The sequence below is a fragment of the Mesorhizobium sp. WSM3866 genome (genome assembly GCF_002294795.1).
In the GTDB taxonomy this organism is placed as follows: Bacteria; Pseudomonadota; Alphaproteobacteria; order Rhizobiales; family Rhizobiaceae; genus Mesorhizobium.
This window is the reverse complement of the sequence record NZ_NSGC01000029.1, coordinates 1-15,936: the sequence shown is the minus strand read 5'-3', so window position 1 is coordinate 15,936 and position 15,936 is coordinate 1. Positions and strand designations below refer to the sequence as shown.

The window sequence follows — 15,936 nt, the reverse complement described above, 5'->3', positions numbered from 1 at the left end:
AGCTCCACCTTGCTCCTGGAACTGCAGCACCTTGCGCTTCCTTGTTTTGGTATTGCGAGAGAGAGCATAAGATGCGGGTGGCGCTGCCCAAAGGAAAATAAACTCAACCGGAGTTGAGTTAATGTAGCGAACTGCGGCGCGACTTTGCAGGAGCCCCACCCTCGCGAGTGTGGATCCTGGCGAGCAAGACGCCAGTTTCCTTGGTACGCGCCCAACCAATGCGGATGGTCCAGATCACGTGCGCGAGCATCGGCCGTGCTGGAGCCGGTTTGGTTGTTCGCGGCCAAGATCGAACTGGGCGGCGCAAACGCTCAAATATGTTCGTCAAGAAGGTAAGACACCCGAACGTGCGCATTTGGCGGCCAGCTACGACGCGTGGACGGGCGCGGCTGCCAACGGACCTACAAGGCTGCAGCGTGTGCCTGGTCCAATAGCCAACCGCGCATTGTTGACGCCGGCTTCGAGAGGGGTTTCCTGTTGTTCCAAGCTAGACAAAAGCCGACAGGATCACGCATAGCGACGTCGGAAAACCGGACGAGCCGTCCTTGGTGCACCATCGGTCTGACCAGCGAATCCCATCCTAGTGCGAGGCCTTGATTTGCCTCGGCCGCCGTGAGGAGAGCCGAATATCTGTTGAACCTGCTCCCGCGCAATCCTTGGTAGGGAACAGACGCGTTTTGAAGAAAATCGTGCCACCGGGGCCAATAAGGGTTGTTCCAATCCACATGAAGTAGAGGAAGGCCGGACAAGTCTGCTGGCTTGGTAAAGCGATGGTTTTCTGCAAAGGCCACGCCACAAACAGGATAGATGAGGTCTTTGGACAGCGCCTCGGTGCTTTCGTTTGGCCATATTCCTGCTGCAGGTCTCACAAAGAGATCGACTTCGGCGTTACGAAAGTCGCGGACTTGATCCGATATAAAATGATTGACCACAATCTGTGGAAATTTAGCCCAAAAATCTTCCATCCTCGGCATTAACCAGTGCGTTGCGAAAGCGTCAGTACACCCGATAGTGACAATTTCTTCGTTTTTTTCGATCCTTAAGGCCTGAACCGCTTCAGAGCAACGCGACAGACTAGCGGCTACCTCTGAGAACAAATCTTGCCCAGCCGCGGTCAGTTGAACTCCATCTTTATGTCGGATGAACAGTTTGAGACCGAGTTCATCCTCTAGCGCCTTTATCTGCCGGCTTACAGCGCCGGCAGTTACATTCATTTCATCCGCCGCGCTTTTAAAGTTAGCATTGCGAGCAGTCGCCGCAAAAACAGCCAAAGTCGTCAATGGGGGGAGATTATAGTATTTGCGGACGATCGCTCTTCTCCTTGAAATCAGGTCGAAACGAGAAACATTGGTTCAACTCTGATGGATATATTTGCAAAGGTGAAAGGCCAGCGCTGCTTATCTTGATCGGCTCAGGGTAATTGGCAACAAGTTCGATTGCAAGGGAAACTCAAAGGTGCTGCCCAATCCGGCGGGGTGAGAAACCCCTGCGCAACTCCTCTAAACCTGGAGCATGACAGCGTGAGCTGTTCAATCCTACAGAGGCGAACGTGACGGTCGCAAAACTGCTAGAAACCAAGGCACTGTTGCCAACTGGCTCCTCTGGCGAAGGGCGGAATTTATCGAGCCGGCGGTATCCCGGCGTAAGCCGGGGGATCGACGTCAGGGGCTGTCGGGATCGCGAGGTCGGTCTGAGGAGGGTGTGGCACAACGTCGGCGAGACGGGGCTGGGAAAACCAGGGAATGGCAGAGCGCTACCCGAGCGCGGAAAGCTCATGTGGATCCAGTCCCCGAACTTCCATACGGGCCCGCAGCCGATGGCTGCATCAGGAGGCCGGACAGATGGCAGCAACCGACATCGTGGCCACCGCCAAAAAACCGCTTGCGTCCGAAGGGGCGTCCACAGATGCCTGAACCGCTTGGGCACGAGCGAAGTTGTAGCGGGAGCCAAGATGGCGTTGACAGCATCACGCTCTCGCCAGCGAGGTAGTTGCGGCGTCCGGTGTTCAGTTTTGCGTATGGCCGCTCACGGGCTCGGTCGCGGAGCGGGAGCATCTGGCGCTCGATGGCCGGGGTGACGCGCCCTGATTATTGGCGGTGAACTCTGAAATTGTGGCTGTCGGTGCATTGTGGCCGCGGAATCTGACATCAGCGATAATGCGGCCGATCTCATTCCCGTTGGCCTTTTCCTCGGCGGGAATGTTGTCGGCCTGGTGGTGAGTTAGTCGAATGGGTGAAGAACTTTGCTCGCATACCATCTGGTTGATGAAGAGTGGCAGCGTGAGGCCAGGGATCACTCAGATCGCCGCAGCATTCCGAGATGCAAGATATTGCACGCTGTCGAATCTCTGATCGGCACCGCGCTCGCGCCGAAGCGACGCGCCCAATCAAGCTCAGATTGCAGCGGAGGGATGAAGTTGACCAGGTCGAGGGAAATCCGGCGAGTGGAACCCGTCAGGAATTCGCAACCAGAACAAATTCGCCGCGCCGCTTTATCGCTGGATCATGTTCATTAACGGCAGCATTGCGCGGTGCGGCTTGGGGAGCGGACGTGATCGGACCCCGGTGAGTAGGGGAGGCGCGCACTGATACATAAATTGTCTCTATAGCAGCGGCAAAATAATGAAGGCGCGAGAGCTCAGTTTTGACCTCTCCAAATGGCAAAAATAATTATACGGTCACCTTGTCTAGCTGCGCGTCCGCTCCGGTGAGCGACCGCGGCGTCACAAGTATATTTTTACATAGAATGTTCACCCATGGCTCTTCCTGAGACCTTCATTCAAGATGCTTCCTCTTTGCCCAGGAGGACAGTCAAAGTCACCAACTTGCCCTCTGAACTGAGCGTCAGCGGGTGGTTCGCGAATTTGCTGGATGTAAATCTGGCTGCCCCGCTGTCCGGTAGGGTGGACGCTGACTGGGTTGTAGTGGGTGGCGGCTGGTTTGGAACTAGCGCTGCCAGGCGCATAGCAGAGCTTCGTCGTCAGGATTCGGTTCTGCTGGTGGATGCTGTTGAGATCGGCAACAACGCCGCGGGGCGTTGCGCTGGCTACGCGATCGATCTTGCGCACAACCCGCGCAACGCGAATTTTGTTGAAGATGAAAAGGGCAATATCGAGGAGCGTGACATCAATCTGGAGGGCATAGCCTATCTGCGGGATGCCGTGGAGAGGTACGGCATCAAATGCGATTGGAGCCCTGAAGGAAAGACGCACTCGGCCGTGACGACGAGAGGCGAGGCTTGTCTTAAGACCTTTGCTCTCGCACTTGATCGGATCGGAGCGGAATATCAATGGTACGACGCCCGCCAGATGAAAGAGATGGTTGGAAGTTCGTACTATACGAGAGGTCTGCACACCCCCGGCACTGTACTGCTCCAGCCAGCAGCCTTGCTCCGTGGTATCGCGGCCAATCTCGGGGACAACGCGAAAGTCTATGAGAGGACGCCAATCCTTGAGGTCGTGTATGGCTCCCCGCGCCATGTCCTACGCACGGCTAATGGTGAGATCCATGCCAAGCACATCATCCTGGCCAACAATGGATTCATCTCAGAGTTTGGCTTCTACGAGAATAGTGCCATCCCGGTTTACACATACGCGAGCATGACCCGTCCTTTGACGACTGCGGAAAGCGCGAGGATCGGTGGGCGAGCCACCTACGGCTTGATCCCGGCGGAGAGCTTCGGGACCACAGTGCGCAGGACCGCCGACAATCGGCTTTTCATTCGCAACATCTACGACTACGCCGACCATTTCCACACCACGCGAACGCAGATCGCCCGCGCCAAACGCAGCCATCAGAAATCGTTCGATCGCCGCTTCCCCGAAATATCTTCGATCGGCTTTGAATACACCTGGGGGGGCGCCCTTAGCCTGGCCCAGAACGGCGGTTTCGTGTTTGGTCAACTGAGTGACCGGGTCTTCGGGGCGGGCTTTTGTAACGGGACCGGGGTTTCCCGCGGCGCAATTTACGGAAAAGCTGTAGCCGAGCTCGCCTGCGGTCAGGACAGCAAGTCCATTCGCATTCTGCAGAACAAGGCGAGGCCGAGCCCTGCTTATCCAAAGCTCATCACCTCGCTTGGCGTCCGATATTCGACCAGATACCGGCTCTGGAGAGCCGGGCGTGAAGTATAGCTGCGGCTAGCAATTCAGGAGTTACGAACATGGCTAATCTGAGAGGAATCAATCTGGCGATGCAGACCCCCTTCCATAAGGACGGGTCGATCGATTTCGCGCGCTGGGACAAGCTGCTCGACCAGTATCTGGAAACCGGCATGCATGGTTTCGTGCTCAGCTCCGGAACCGGGCAGCATGCCTATCTCACCGAACAAGAGTGCAACAAGCTGTTCGCAACTGGCGTGAAGCGGATTGATGGTCGTGCCGCAATAACCGCCCAAACCTCTGCGCTGAACCTGCAAGAGGTGATCCGCCGCTCCAAGGCTGCCCAAGATGCGGGCGTGGATGCGCTGATGATCCTGCCGCCCTTTTTTGAGGGCCCAAAGCACGATGACGGTATTTTCGCGTTCTATGAAGCCGTCTGCAAGGAAGTCTCGATAGACGTCATCGGCTACAATATTCCCGGGGCGACGGGGATCGAGCTCACTCCTAAGCTCTATACGCGCTTGCTTCAACTGGACAATTTTAACTTCATCAAGGACAGCTCAGGCGATCTATGCAAGCAGCAGGCGCTGTTGGCGTGTGGTGGTAACATCCTGAACGGCGCTGATCCCAACGCACCGTTCTCCTTCATGTTGGGTACGGCGGGTACGATTTGGGGCTGCGCCAATATCTTCCCGCGTGAGGCGGTCCAACTCTTCAACCTAATCGACAGTGGCAAACACGCCGAGGGCCTGAAGCTGTGGGCGTCAATGTTCCCTATCGTCGCCTACTGCTGGCAGAACGATTATATCCCGGCTGTGAAGGCGGCGTCGCGCCAGATGGGCTTTGACGGTGGCACTGTGCGCGCGCCCGTTTGCGAGGTCGGCCCGGACGAAGAGGTAAAAATCGGAGCGGCTCTCAAGTCTTTGCAGTTGGCGAGGGCAGCCTAGCTGAACGGCCAGCACGACCTCTCAGTCTGGAATCGCGATGATGAATAGCCAAGAAGCCCGCTTGCGCAACGATCTTGCCGCAGCGTTTCGCTGGACCGCGCGTCTCGGTTTGCACGAGGCGACTGCGAACCATTTCTCGGTCGCGATCGATGAGGAGGGCGGTCGATTTCTCATGAACCCGAACATGGCGCATTTTTCGCAGATCAAGGCGCGCGATTTGCTCCTGCTCAGTTCGGCCTCGAATGAGGCGCCGACGGGTCCCCACGCGCCAGACCGTACAGCGTGGGAATTGCATTCGTACCTTCATAGAAACATCCCGCGGGCGCGGTGCATTCTGCACACCCACATGCCTTATGCGACCGCCTGGAGCTGCCTGGGAGATCCCGAAATCCTGCCGATCTGCCAGAATTCGGCGCGGTTCTATGGCAACGTAGCCTACGACAAAGACTATGGCGGAATGTTCGTCGATTTCGAGGAGCCGGCACGCGTCGCCCGGCTGCTTGGTGACAAGGACGTCATGCTTCTTGGCGGGCACGGCGTGATGGTGGTGGGTCCCAGCGTGGCTCATGCCTTCGATGCGCTCTATCATCTCGAACGCGCCTGCATGAATCTCGTGCTGGCCCATTCCACCGGGCAGCCAATTAGGCGTCTGCCGCATGAAGTAGCCGCTAGAACGGCGCGTCAGTGGCGAGAATACCAAGGGTTCTCCGAAGGGCACTTTCGTGCCCTCGTCTCCATCCTTGACAAGGAAGACCCGGGTTATCGGCTGCAGTCGGCTGTCGCTGCCTAAGAATGGGAACTTCCATGACGAATTTGACTCGTGACGACGCCCTCTCGATCGCTGCTGCGCTAAGGCTGCCTTCACGGCCCTTCATCGGCGGCGATTACCGCAACACTACGGCCGGAAGATCATTCAAGAGCGTCAATCCGGCCACCGGCGAAGGTCTTGCGGAAATCGAGGGCTGCAGCTTATCCGACGTGGATGCCGCTGTCGCGGCGGCGAAGGCCACGTTCCAGTCCGGCGTCTGGTCGCACAAACACCCGTCTGAACGCAAGGCAGTGCTGCAGCGTTTTGCGGAGCTGATCAACAGGAACCTGCAGGAACTGGCAGTTCTCGAAAGTCTGGATTCCGGCAAGCCGATTACCGACTGTTTGACGGTTGACGTGCCGTTCACGGCGAGCACGATCGCTTGGCATGCTGAAGCCCAGGACAAGCTTTTCTCCAGGATCGCTTCGACCGACAGCAACGCGCTGGGGATGATCGTACGCGAACCGCTGGGTGTGGTCGGCCTCGTGCTTCCTTGGAATTTCCCGATGCTCATGGCTGGCTGGAAGCTTGGTCCGGCATTGGCGACCGGCAACTCCGTGGTGCTGAAGCCATCGCAGATGACGACTTTGTCTGCACTTCGGATGGCCGAGTTGGCGGTCGAGGCCGGGATTCCGGCGGGTGTCCTGAACGTCGTGACCGGGTCGGTTGAGGTTGGAGAGGCGCTCGGACTTCACCCGGACGTCCGAATCATTTCGTTCACTGGTTCCACCGAAGTCGGGCGAATGTTCCTGGACTATTCGCGACGCTCGAACCTCAAGCGAATAGTGCTTGAGTTGGGCGGCAAGAACCCCGCCGTGGTGCTGGCCGATGCGCCTAGCCTCGATTTCGTGGCCGAGCAGCAGGCGTTCTCAATTCTGACCAACATGGGCCAGAACTGCGCCTCGAACAGCAGGCTGATCGTTCACAGGGCAATCAAGGACGAATTGGTCGAGAAGGTCGTCGCCGCTTGCAGGAGCTGGAAGCTTGGCGATCCTCTGGATCCATCGACCCAGCTTGGCCCGGTCATTGGCGCAAACCACTGCAACAACATCAAGAAGTATCTGGAGAAGGGACGCGCCGAGGGTGCGAAACTCGCCTGCGGCGGCAACCAGCTGGATCGCCCAGGCTATTTCATCGAGGCGACAGTGTTCGACCGGGTCACGCCCGATATGACCATCTACCGCGAGGAAATCTTTGGACCCGTTCTTACCATCACCGAAGCGCGGGACGACGATCATGCGATCGAGCTGGCCAACGATACAGAATATGGCTTGACGGCGTCGCTTTACACCACGGACCTGGGCAAGGCTCACAAGCTTTCACGGGGGCTGAGCGCGGGCACGGTCTCTGTGAACTGCTACTCCGAAGGCGAAATATCAACCCCCTTCGGCGGCTTCAAGCAGTCGGGCTTTGGGGGGCGCGACAATGGCTTGGAGGCGCATGAGCAATACACCGAGGTGAAGACCGTGTGGATGAACCTGGCGCCTCCGGCCCGGCCCGACCCGGAGAGTAAACGATGAAATCGGTCCGAGTCGTCGAACAAAGTTCGCAGTTCGTTGCGCGGGATATCGAACGTCCCGCGCTCGTTTCGGGCGCCGTGCGTGTCCGGATCCAGGCAGCGTTCTTGCCACCATATTTCGAGCATCTGCCTTCGGGTAGCTGGCAGACGCCTCCGCGACCGTTCACTCCCGGTCAGTGCGCGATTGGCGTCGTCGAGGAAACAGCCGATCCGGACTGCTCGTTGCGTCGCGGTCAGTCTGTCTATTGCGACATGTATATCGAAGGCCCTGGATCCGAGGCCGACCATGGATTCATCGGCTGCTTCGGGCTGGCCCCGGCCGCAAGCCGGCATCTCGCCAAATGGTCGAACGGCACCTTCGCCGAGGAATTTGTCGGTCCGGAACATTGCTTTACTCCCATTCCCGAAGGCGTCGGTGCGGCGCCAGAAATTCTGTGCCGGCTGGGATGGTTCGCTACTGCGTTGGCTGGTTTCAGGCGAGGGGTGTTCCAGCCGGGCGGGGTCGTCGCAATCAACGGTGCGGCTGGTCTGCTCGGCACCTCCGCCGCTTCCGTGGCGTTGGCGATTGGAGCCGCCCAAGTGCGGCTTGTCGGACGGAGGACTGCGGTTCTTCAGCAGGTGGCTGCCCTGGACAGCCGCATCGTGGTGGAAGATGCGGATGATCAATCCCCGCTGGACTTCGTCCTCGACTGTGCCGGAGGCGAGAACGCCTCCACATCGGTGGCTCTATCCGAACGGCTGCGTCGCTTCGGCAACATCGCGTTTGTCGGTGCCCTGACCTCGCGCGCAGCCTTCAACACAAGCCTGTTGATGCGCAATAGCAACAGCGTGGTGGGCTCGTTCTGGTTCCCTCACGGATTGGCCGCAGATGTACTGGCACTAATCGCTGCGGGCGCGATCGATCTGTCGGCTTTCCGCGCTGAAACTTTCGATACCGGCCAAATCGTGGCCGCGATGAAGCACAGCGTCCGGCACTCTGGCGGGCTGGTTCATGTCGCGCTGAAACCTTGAACGAGAGCAATAATGTCCACTCTTCCGGAAGAAGTACAAGTAGTCATCATCGGCGGCGGCATTGGCGGCGCGTCGATCGCCTACCACTTGGCCAAGCGCGGCGTGTCCGATGTCCTGCTCCTGGAGCGCGACCGGCTGACATGCGGCACAACCTGGCATGCTGCGGGTCTCGTCGGCACGCTTTGGCCCACAAAGAACATGACCCAGCTCGGCGCGTATTCGCACCGGCTCTATCAGGAACTCGAAGCGGAGACCGGGCAGGCGACTGGGTACAAGCGGAACGGGTCGATCTCGCTTGCGCAGACCACGGCGCGGCTTGAGGAATTGACGCGCACTGCCGAGATGGCACGAGTGTTTGGGGTGGAAGTCGAGGTGGTCGGGCCAAAAACTCTTGGGGAACTTTATCCCGGCATCGACACAGGCGATCTGGTCGGCGGGCTCCATTTGCCCAAGGACGGCCAGACCAACCCGATCGATGTCACCATGGCTCTGGTCAAGGGTGCGCGCATGAATGGCGCTACCGTCCGCGAGGGCGTGACCGTCACCAGGATCCTGACGGACGGCGGCCAGGCGACGGGCGTGGAGACCAACCACGGCACGATCCGGGCAAGGAAGGTGGTTCTGACCGGCGGCATGTGGTCGCGCGACCTGGCGAAACAAGTCGGGGTGGTGCTGCCGCTGTTTGCCTGCGAGCACTACTATGTCGTGACCGAGCCGATTCCGGGTTTGCCCGGCAAACTCCCGATCATGCGCGACCTGGATCACGGAGTCTATTTCAAGGAGGACGCAGGCAAGCTCCTGATCGGCTTCTTCGAGGACAATGCCAATCCGCTGCCGATGTCTAAGGTGCCCGCCGATTTCGGTTTCGGCCAACTGCCTTACGAGATCGAGCATTTCGAGAAGTATCTCGAACGGGCCATGATCAGGTATCCGGTGCTGGAGAAGATTGGCATCTCGACCTTTTTCAACGGCCCGGAGAGCTTCACCACCGACAATCAGCACCTGATGGGCGAAGCGCCGCTTCTGAAGAACTTCTTTGTTGCCTGCGGCTTCAACAGCCGTGGCATTGGCGGCGCCGGCGGTATCGGCAAGGTGATGGCTGAATGGATAGACCTTGGCTATCCGCCCATGGATGTCTGGGAAAGCGATTGCCGCCGCGCCATGCCGTTCCAGGGCGATGAGACATATCTGGAGAACCGGGTGGCCGAAGCGCTCGAGCGCTCCTACGCCATGCACTGGCCCTACTATCAGTATCGCTCCAGTCGAGGCATCCGCAAATCGCCTTTCTATGACCGTCTCGTTGAGTTGGGCGCGGTACATGGCGAGGTCGCAGGCTGGGAGCGTCCGAATTGGTATGCGCCAAAGGGCGTCAAACCGGAGTATGAGTATAGCTACGGCCGCCAGAACTGGTTCCCGTATGCAGCACAGGAGCATAACAACGTTCGCGAGAACGTCGGCTTCTACGATTTGACTTCCTTGGCCAAGTTCAAAGTCACGGGCCGTGACGCCGAGACTCTCCTGCAGCGGCTCTGCTGTGCCGACGTCGCGGTGCCGATTGGCAAGCTGGTTTATACCCAATGGTTGAACGAACGCGGTGGGATCGAAGCGGATCTGACCGTGGTGAAGTTGGGCGAAGACGAGTTCATGATCGCCACTCCCTGCGGCAGCCATGTGAAGGACTGGTCCTGGCTGCTGACGCATGTCGCGAAAGAGGAGAATGTTGAAATCACCGATATCACCGATGAGTTCGGGGTAATCGCGCTCCAGGGCCCGAATGCTCGCGCGGTTTTCCAATCCATGACCGAAGAAGACCTTTCCAATGAACACTTCAGCTTCGGCACCGGACGCTGGATGAGCGCGGGCGGTGTGCGGCTTTGGGCTCAGCGGATCTCTTATGTCGGCGAGCTTGGTTGGGAGATCTACATTCCGGTCCAGGACGCCTTGGCCTTCCTCGATGCGCTTCTGGTAGCGGGAAAAGGCTTCGGCCTGCGTCCTGCCGGCATGCACGCGGTGGACGCGTTACGCATGGAGAAGGGCTTCCGCCACTGGGGCCACGATATCGTTTACGAGGATAACCTCGTGGAAGCCGGGTTGGCCTTCACGGCCAAGCCAAACAAGAACACCCCCTTCATCGGGCGCGATTCGTTCGTCGACCAAAAGGCCGCCGGGATCGGCAAGAAGCGGATGGCTTGCTTCCTTCTGGAGAGCTCGGAGCCACTGCTTTTCCACAACGAGCCGATCCTCATGGACGGCAAGCCAGTCGGATACCTGACGTCCGGGAACTTTGCGCACCACCTGGGGGCAGCAATCGGCATGGGCTATGTGAGCGCCGACGAGGCCGTCACATCCGAATTTATGGCCAACGGCAAATTTGCCATCCAGGTCAATGGCCGCCCTGAACCAGCGAAGGCCAGCCTTAAGCCATTCTACGACCCGACATCAGAGCGCATGCGCGCCTGAAACCCCTGACAAATTCAGAAGCTTGGAGCTGCAGTTCTATGAACAACCAATTCTCACTCGACGGCAAAGTCGTCCTCATTACCGGGTCCACGCGTGGGCTGGGTTGGGCGTCGGCCCAAGCTGCTGCAGAGGCTGGTGCAACAGTGGTGCTGCATGGGCGCAACGAAGCTGCCGGGAAGGCGCGAAAGGAAGAACTCGAGGCGAGAGGCTTGAAAGCTGACTACTTGGCGTTCGAAATGGCCGATCGCGATGCTGTCACTGCAGCGATCCCCACGATCATTCAGCGTCACGGCAGTATCTGGGGGCTCGTGAACAACGCAGGCATGCTGCTGCACAACGCCATCTGGGACGAAACCGTCGATACGTATGAGCGAATGATGGCGGTGCATATGATTGCGCCGTTCTTGCTGACACAGGCGGCAGCCGCTGAAATGCGGAAAGTGGATGCCGCGGATCGAGGCCGCATCATAAATATCTCGTCGATCGCGTTCTCCAGCCCGCGCGCCGGAATTTGCAACTACACCTCGGCCAAAGGCGCGATTGTAGGGTTCACCAGGGCCGCATCAGCTGAACTGGGAGCCTTCGGTATACGCGTCAACGCGATCGCTCCCGGGTATTTCGTCACCGAGATCAACAAGGAACGGCTCGCGGACGAAACATTTGCGAACAAGATCAAGGTCCGCACGCCGTCCGCACGTTGGGGCGACCCTTCAGAGCTGGGCGGCCCAACCGTGTTCCTTCTGTCCACTGCATCGTCCTACGTCAACGGCCAGCTGCTATTTGTCGACGGCGGCATGAGCCACTTCCTTCACAGCGTTTGAGGAGAACACCTATGGCTGGTCGTCTTGATGGTAAGGCAGTTCTCGTCACTGGCGCTGGGTCCATGGGCCCAGGGTGGGGTAACGGAAAGGCTGCTGCCGTGCTCTTCGCTCGCGAGGGCGCCAAGGTTCTGATAGCGGATCTGAACAAGGATGCTGTGGAGCAGACTGCGGGTATAATTCGGGGTGAGGGCGGACAGACGGAAATCTTCGTAGGAAACGTAACCGATGAACAGTCGGTCCAAGCCATGGTAGCCGCGTGCGTTGACGCATTCGGCACCTTGGACGTGCTTCACAATAACGTAGGAATTCTCAAAGCAGGAAGTCCAGAAAGTACGACTGTCGAGGACTGGGATCGTATACTCAACATTAATACCAAGGCGTTTTTCTTGCCTTGTAAGCATGCTTTGCCGCAAATGCTTAAGCAGGGATCGGGATCGATCATTAACATCTCGTCAATCTCCGGCTTCCGCAATCTCGGTGCGCCCTACATCGCCTACAACACCTCGAAGGGAGCCGTTGTATCATTCACCCGAAATCTTGCGGCCACTTATGCCGATAGGGGTATCCGCGCAAACTCAATCCTCCCGGGAATCATCGACACGCCCATGGCGAGGGACGCAACCATTCAGACAAGCGGGAAGGCCGAGGCTGAGATCGATTTTGACGCTTTGGCCAAGGCACGCGCTGGACGCGTTCCGATGAAACGAACCGGCACGGCGTGGGACATAGCTCGGACCGCTCTGTTCCTGGCAAGCGAGGATTCAGCCTACATCACCGGGTCGGAAATTTATGTGGATGGAGGGTTGAACTGCGTCGCATAGGCCGATGTGCGAAAACATCCTCGATCAGGCAGGGCGCTTGGGAGTTACCATTAGTCGTCATCCCAGCGTCTGCCGATGCCGGCATCGGGTATCGCGGTAGGGAGCTGTGGTTTATCTCTGTCACCCAATCTGCGTGGCTATAGGCATTTCCGCAGGGCGCCTTGAGGGCTGTACGTCCAGTGATGGACGCGGTTGCTACCGTGGTGGTTGCGCCGGCTCTGATCCCGAAGCGGCCGGGCGAGCGCGTCTAGGCCAGCCGGTGGGACGCGGTTATGCCGGCGCGGCTGCATGGCCTGGCGAGCTGACCGGGACTACGGGTGCCGCATGTGGTCCACGAAGCTGTCCGCCATGATGTTCGGGACCGGGAAGCCGCAGCCGACGACCTTCGCCGCAAACGCCAGCAGCTACTTTCCTTCCTCCTGCGACATGGACGGAACTACGAGAACGGCGGTCTTTGGACATTAGCGCACCGGCGCTGGCTTGTCCGCCCGAGCTTCGAGCAGACCGCGCAGCAGATCGTTTCCAGGTTTCCAGGAGAAGATCGACGCGATCGAGGACGCGGCCAGCGACTACACCGCCTGGATGATCAGTTGCGCGCCGTCGTGCCAACCATGGTTCATGGAGCAGGTCATCAAAGCCTATAGGCGATGCGCGGCTCGACCGGCGAACCGTGTAACCGATTCGAGCGCCCCCAGGAGCCGAGAAAGACCATCAACTGCGGCGGCGGCCTATCGAAGCGACGCGCATCCCCAATCTCGACTGTGGCGCGACAATTCTGATGAGAAGCGCGCGACAATCTGGATGAGAATCTGGTGTCGCGGCGGAGGTGATGATCGCGGCATTGATTGTCGCGCGCAAGAGGGTTTGTCGGTTTGATTGTCGCGGCGCGTCAATCAGCGACGCTGTTGGCGGGTGTGGCATAGGACGCGGGGCGTCCCGGGCCACGCTTTCGCTCCATGGCCTCGCGGCGCCTGTAGCTCTCGACATTCATCTCGAAGATGGTGGCGTGATGGACGAGGCGGTCGACGGCGGCAAGCGTCATGGCGGGGTCACCGAAGTTGTCATGATACCTCCTTCCTTGATCGTCTGTTGCGTGCGATCCGCGCCCGCAGCGTGTTGATCTGGTCGTCTGAGAGTTCGATTTGCCACGGCTGCCCCTTCGTTAGCTGGTGTCCCTCGAACCAGCCACGTGCGAGATAGTCGAAGACGGTTTGTGGTGTGACGCCCAAGGCAGCCGCCGCCCCTTGAACAGAGTACGATCCGTCCGGCCATCGATCGGGATTGGCGCTCGTGCCGTTGATCTTGACGGTGGGGATGCCCCAGCGTGTCCGCAGAAGCCAGACATTCTCACCCTTGAATGGGCAACCGCGTGCTGCGACAAAGCCTTCCGCGTTCAAGGTCGCAGCAATCTCCTTGTCCATTTTGCCCGCGGCATTGAGTTCGATCACGCGGCGCCGCAGCCGCTCCAGATCAATGTAGTCGCCGTAGGTGTGGACCCGCCTTTGGAGAGAGTGCTCGCTTGTCGCTCCCGTCTGCCACAGGATCTTGAACCAGACCTGGCCCCGGAAGCGCTTCTGGTCGAGGATGACCTCGTCAATGATGAGGCGCAGAATACCCTTGCGCTCGGCCGCCGTCGTCGCAGGCGAGTGCCAGATGCCGGGCAGATCTTCGCCCAGCCTTTGCAGCGCCTCGCGATCCGGCTCGTTCAAGACCAGCGGCTCGTCCTGCCGCCACCGTTCATAATCCTGTTCGATCGCCTCGGCGGCGCGAAGCTTCTCTTCCCAGACGCGCTCCAGTGAACGCGCCACCAAACGGTTCTCCGGCTCGACCGCATCATATTGGCGCCGCGCTCTTTCCGCCTCATAGCGCGCCCGCTCGCGCCGCAGCGCCCACTGCCGCTCAAGCTGATGCGTCTCCTCTTCGATCTGGCCCAGGGCGGCGATGGCGATGGCGATCTTGTCCGGCCTCAAGGCCTCGAGCAGGATGCTTTCGACGTGCGCATCGACGGGCAATGCACGCACTTCCTGGCATAGCGGCCCGCCCTCGTGATGGCGGTCGGCGCGACACGTATAGACCGGGTAGTCGCCCGCAGGACCACTGTAGCGCAGGCTCATCCGGCGCCCGCACCGTCCACAAACGGTGATGCCCTGCAGCAGTGCCGCTCCCTTGCGTGGCACGCCCGAATGGCCGGCTTCGTAGCGGTTGATGTTGTTGGCCAGTCGCCTCTGGTTCTCCATGAACTCCTCCCAGCCGATATAACCAGGATGGGCAGCCTGAAGGCAAACCTCCCAGTCGGCGATCGGGACCTTGGTCGTCTTCGGGCGATAAACGCCATGGCTAATCCGCCCGCCATCCACCCGCCGGCGGCCATAGACATACGCTCCGGCATAGGCAGGATTTTGGAGAATGCTCAACACTCGCGGGCTATCGGCCTGGCGCCACACCACATCGTGCGGCGCCGGGCCGAGGACGGGACGCACGGGAAGCGGCAGATCGTTCTTTCGCAGATAGCGCATCACGGCCCGCGCACTGTGAAGCTCGCGGAATTTGGCGAAGACGAGGCCGAGCCTGGCCTGCACCTGCTCATCGGGATTGAGAATGATCTCACCCGAGCGATCATGCGCCAATCCGGCGGGAACGGGGAGACGTAGTTCACCACGCGCCGCCTTCTGACGCTCGCCCTGATGGAGGCGCTGCTTGATCTGGTGCAACTCCGCTTCGCTCATGATGCCGGACAAACCGAGCAGCAGGCGATCATGATAAGCGCAGGGATCGTAGAGACGTTCGCCGTCGGCAATGATGACGCCGAAGAGCGAGCACAAATCGAGGAGTTGATGCCAGTCGCGGTTGTTGCGGGCAAGCCGGGAAGCATCGAGGCTGATGACGAGACCGGCATTGCCCAGTCCGATCTCGGCAATCAGCTTCTTGAAGCCCACCCGATCGACGGTCCCGGCTCCGGATTTGCCAAGATCTTCGTCGATGACATGCACACGCTCATGCGGCCAGCCAAGAGCTACCGCGCGATCGACGAGACGGTACTGTAACTCCGTGCTTTCCTGATGATGCCGCACCTGGTTCACGGAAGACTGGCGGACGTAGATGTAAGCGAGCTTGCCGCGATGCGCAGCAGTGACGCACTCGTCCGGTCTATTCGATGCTCTCAGCATGCCGATCCGCCTTGATCGGCGCGCCCGTCGATCGCCTCCGCAAGAGAAGTCGCGCGAAGCCCTGCGCGATCTGCTTCTGCCTCTCCACGGGCAGGTCGAGCCAAAGACTTGGCGGCGTGGGGATACTCGGGTTCGGAAGTTCGGTGAGGGACTGGGACGCTACGCGGTACAGATTCGACTGTATGTTCATCGCGAATCACCTCCTCGACTGCGTGTTTCGGTAATTCCCGGACACCCTTTTCGCTAAATCCCGGACAGTGATTTCAGTAATTCGCGGACAGCGATT

The 15,936-nt window shown here is 59.3% G+C and carries 10 protein-coding genes and 1 pseudogene; 8 read left to right on the top strand and 3 right to left on the bottom strand.

The window, feature by feature from the left end; genetic code table 11:
* Positions 1-401: 401 nt before the first annotated feature.
* Entirely contained in the window at positions 402-1,280 is an 879-nt protein-coding gene (locus CK222_RS30635) for a LysR substrate-binding domain-containing protein (protein ID WP_095802896.1), read from the bottom strand.
* Positions 1,281-2,755: 1,475 nt separating this feature from the next.
* On the opposite strand from CK222_RS30635, the gene CK222_RS30630 reads away from it, so the two are divergent.
* Genes CK222_RS30630 through CK222_RS30595 form a run of 8 tightly spaced genes read left to right on the top strand, consistent with a single transcriptional unit; the run spans position 2,756 to position 12,483 of the window.
* Entirely contained in the window at positions 2,756-4,129 is a 1,374-nt protein-coding gene (locus CK222_RS30630) for an FAD-binding oxidoreductase (RefSeq protein WP_095802895.1), read from the top strand.
* A 29-nt stretch (positions 4,130-4,158) separates the two neighbouring features.
* Positions 4,159-5,043, top strand: a complete 885-nt coding sequence (locus CK222_RS30625) for a dihydrodipicolinate synthase family protein (protein WP_095802894.1) — start codon at positions 4,159-4,161, stop codon at positions 5,041-5,043.
* A 37-nt stretch (positions 5,044-5,080) separates the two neighbouring features.
* Complete coding sequence (locus CK222_RS30620) at positions 5,081-5,833, top strand: class II aldolase/adducin family protein (protein WP_210201961.1); 753 nt, start codon at positions 5,081-5,083, stop codon at positions 5,831-5,833.
* A 14-nt stretch (positions 5,834-5,847) separates the two neighbouring features.
* On the top strand, positions 5,848-7,371 hold the full coding sequence (locus tag CK222_RS30615; RefSeq protein ID WP_095802904.1) for an aldehyde dehydrogenase: 1,524 nt from the start codon (positions 5,848-5,850) through the stop codon (positions 7,369-7,371).
* Positions 7,368-8,381, top strand: a complete 1,014-nt coding sequence (locus tag CK222_RS30610) for an alcohol dehydrogenase catalytic domain-containing protein (RefSeq protein WP_141247171.1) — start codon at positions 7,368-7,370, stop codon at positions 8,379-8,381. The genes CK222_RS30615 and CK222_RS30610 overlap by 4 nt, the downstream gene beginning before the upstream one ends.
* A gap of 12 nt (positions 8,382-8,393) precedes the next feature.
* A complete protein-coding gene (locus CK222_RS30605) occupies positions 8,394-10,841 on the top strand; it encodes an FAD-dependent oxidoreductase (protein ID WP_095802892.1) in 2,448 nt (815 codons plus the stop codon).
* Positions 10,842-10,879: 38 nt separating this feature from the next.
* Positions 10,880-11,662: an SDR family oxidoreductase gene (locus tag CK222_RS30600; RefSeq protein WP_095802891.1), complete on the top strand. Its 783-nt coding sequence runs from the start codon at positions 10,880-10,882 to the stop codon at positions 11,660-11,662.
* Positions 11,663-11,673: 11 nt separating this feature from the next.
* The gene (locus CK222_RS30595) at positions 11,674-12,483 is read left to right on the top strand and encodes an SDR family oxidoreductase (RefSeq protein ID WP_095802890.1); all 810 of its coding nucleotides are present in this window, start codon (positions 11,674-11,676) and stop codon (positions 12,481-12,483) included.
* An 889-nt stretch (positions 12,484-13,372) separates the two neighbouring features.
* Here the strand turns inward: CK222_RS30595 and CK222_RS33490 are convergent.
* Both CK222_RS33490 and CK222_RS30580 read right to left on the bottom strand, forming a co-directional pair.
* Positions 13,373-13,540, bottom strand: a pseudogene (locus CK222_RS33490) (ATP-binding protein); the annotation flags it as partial.
* Between the two features lie 4 nt (positions 13,541-13,544).
* The gene (locus CK222_RS30580; protein ID WP_095802889.1) at positions 13,545-15,650 is read right to left on the bottom strand and encodes a recombinase family protein; all 2,106 of its coding nucleotides are present in this window, start codon (positions 15,648-15,650) and stop codon (positions 13,545-13,547) included.
* Between the last annotated feature and the right edge of the window lie 286 nt (positions 15,651-15,936).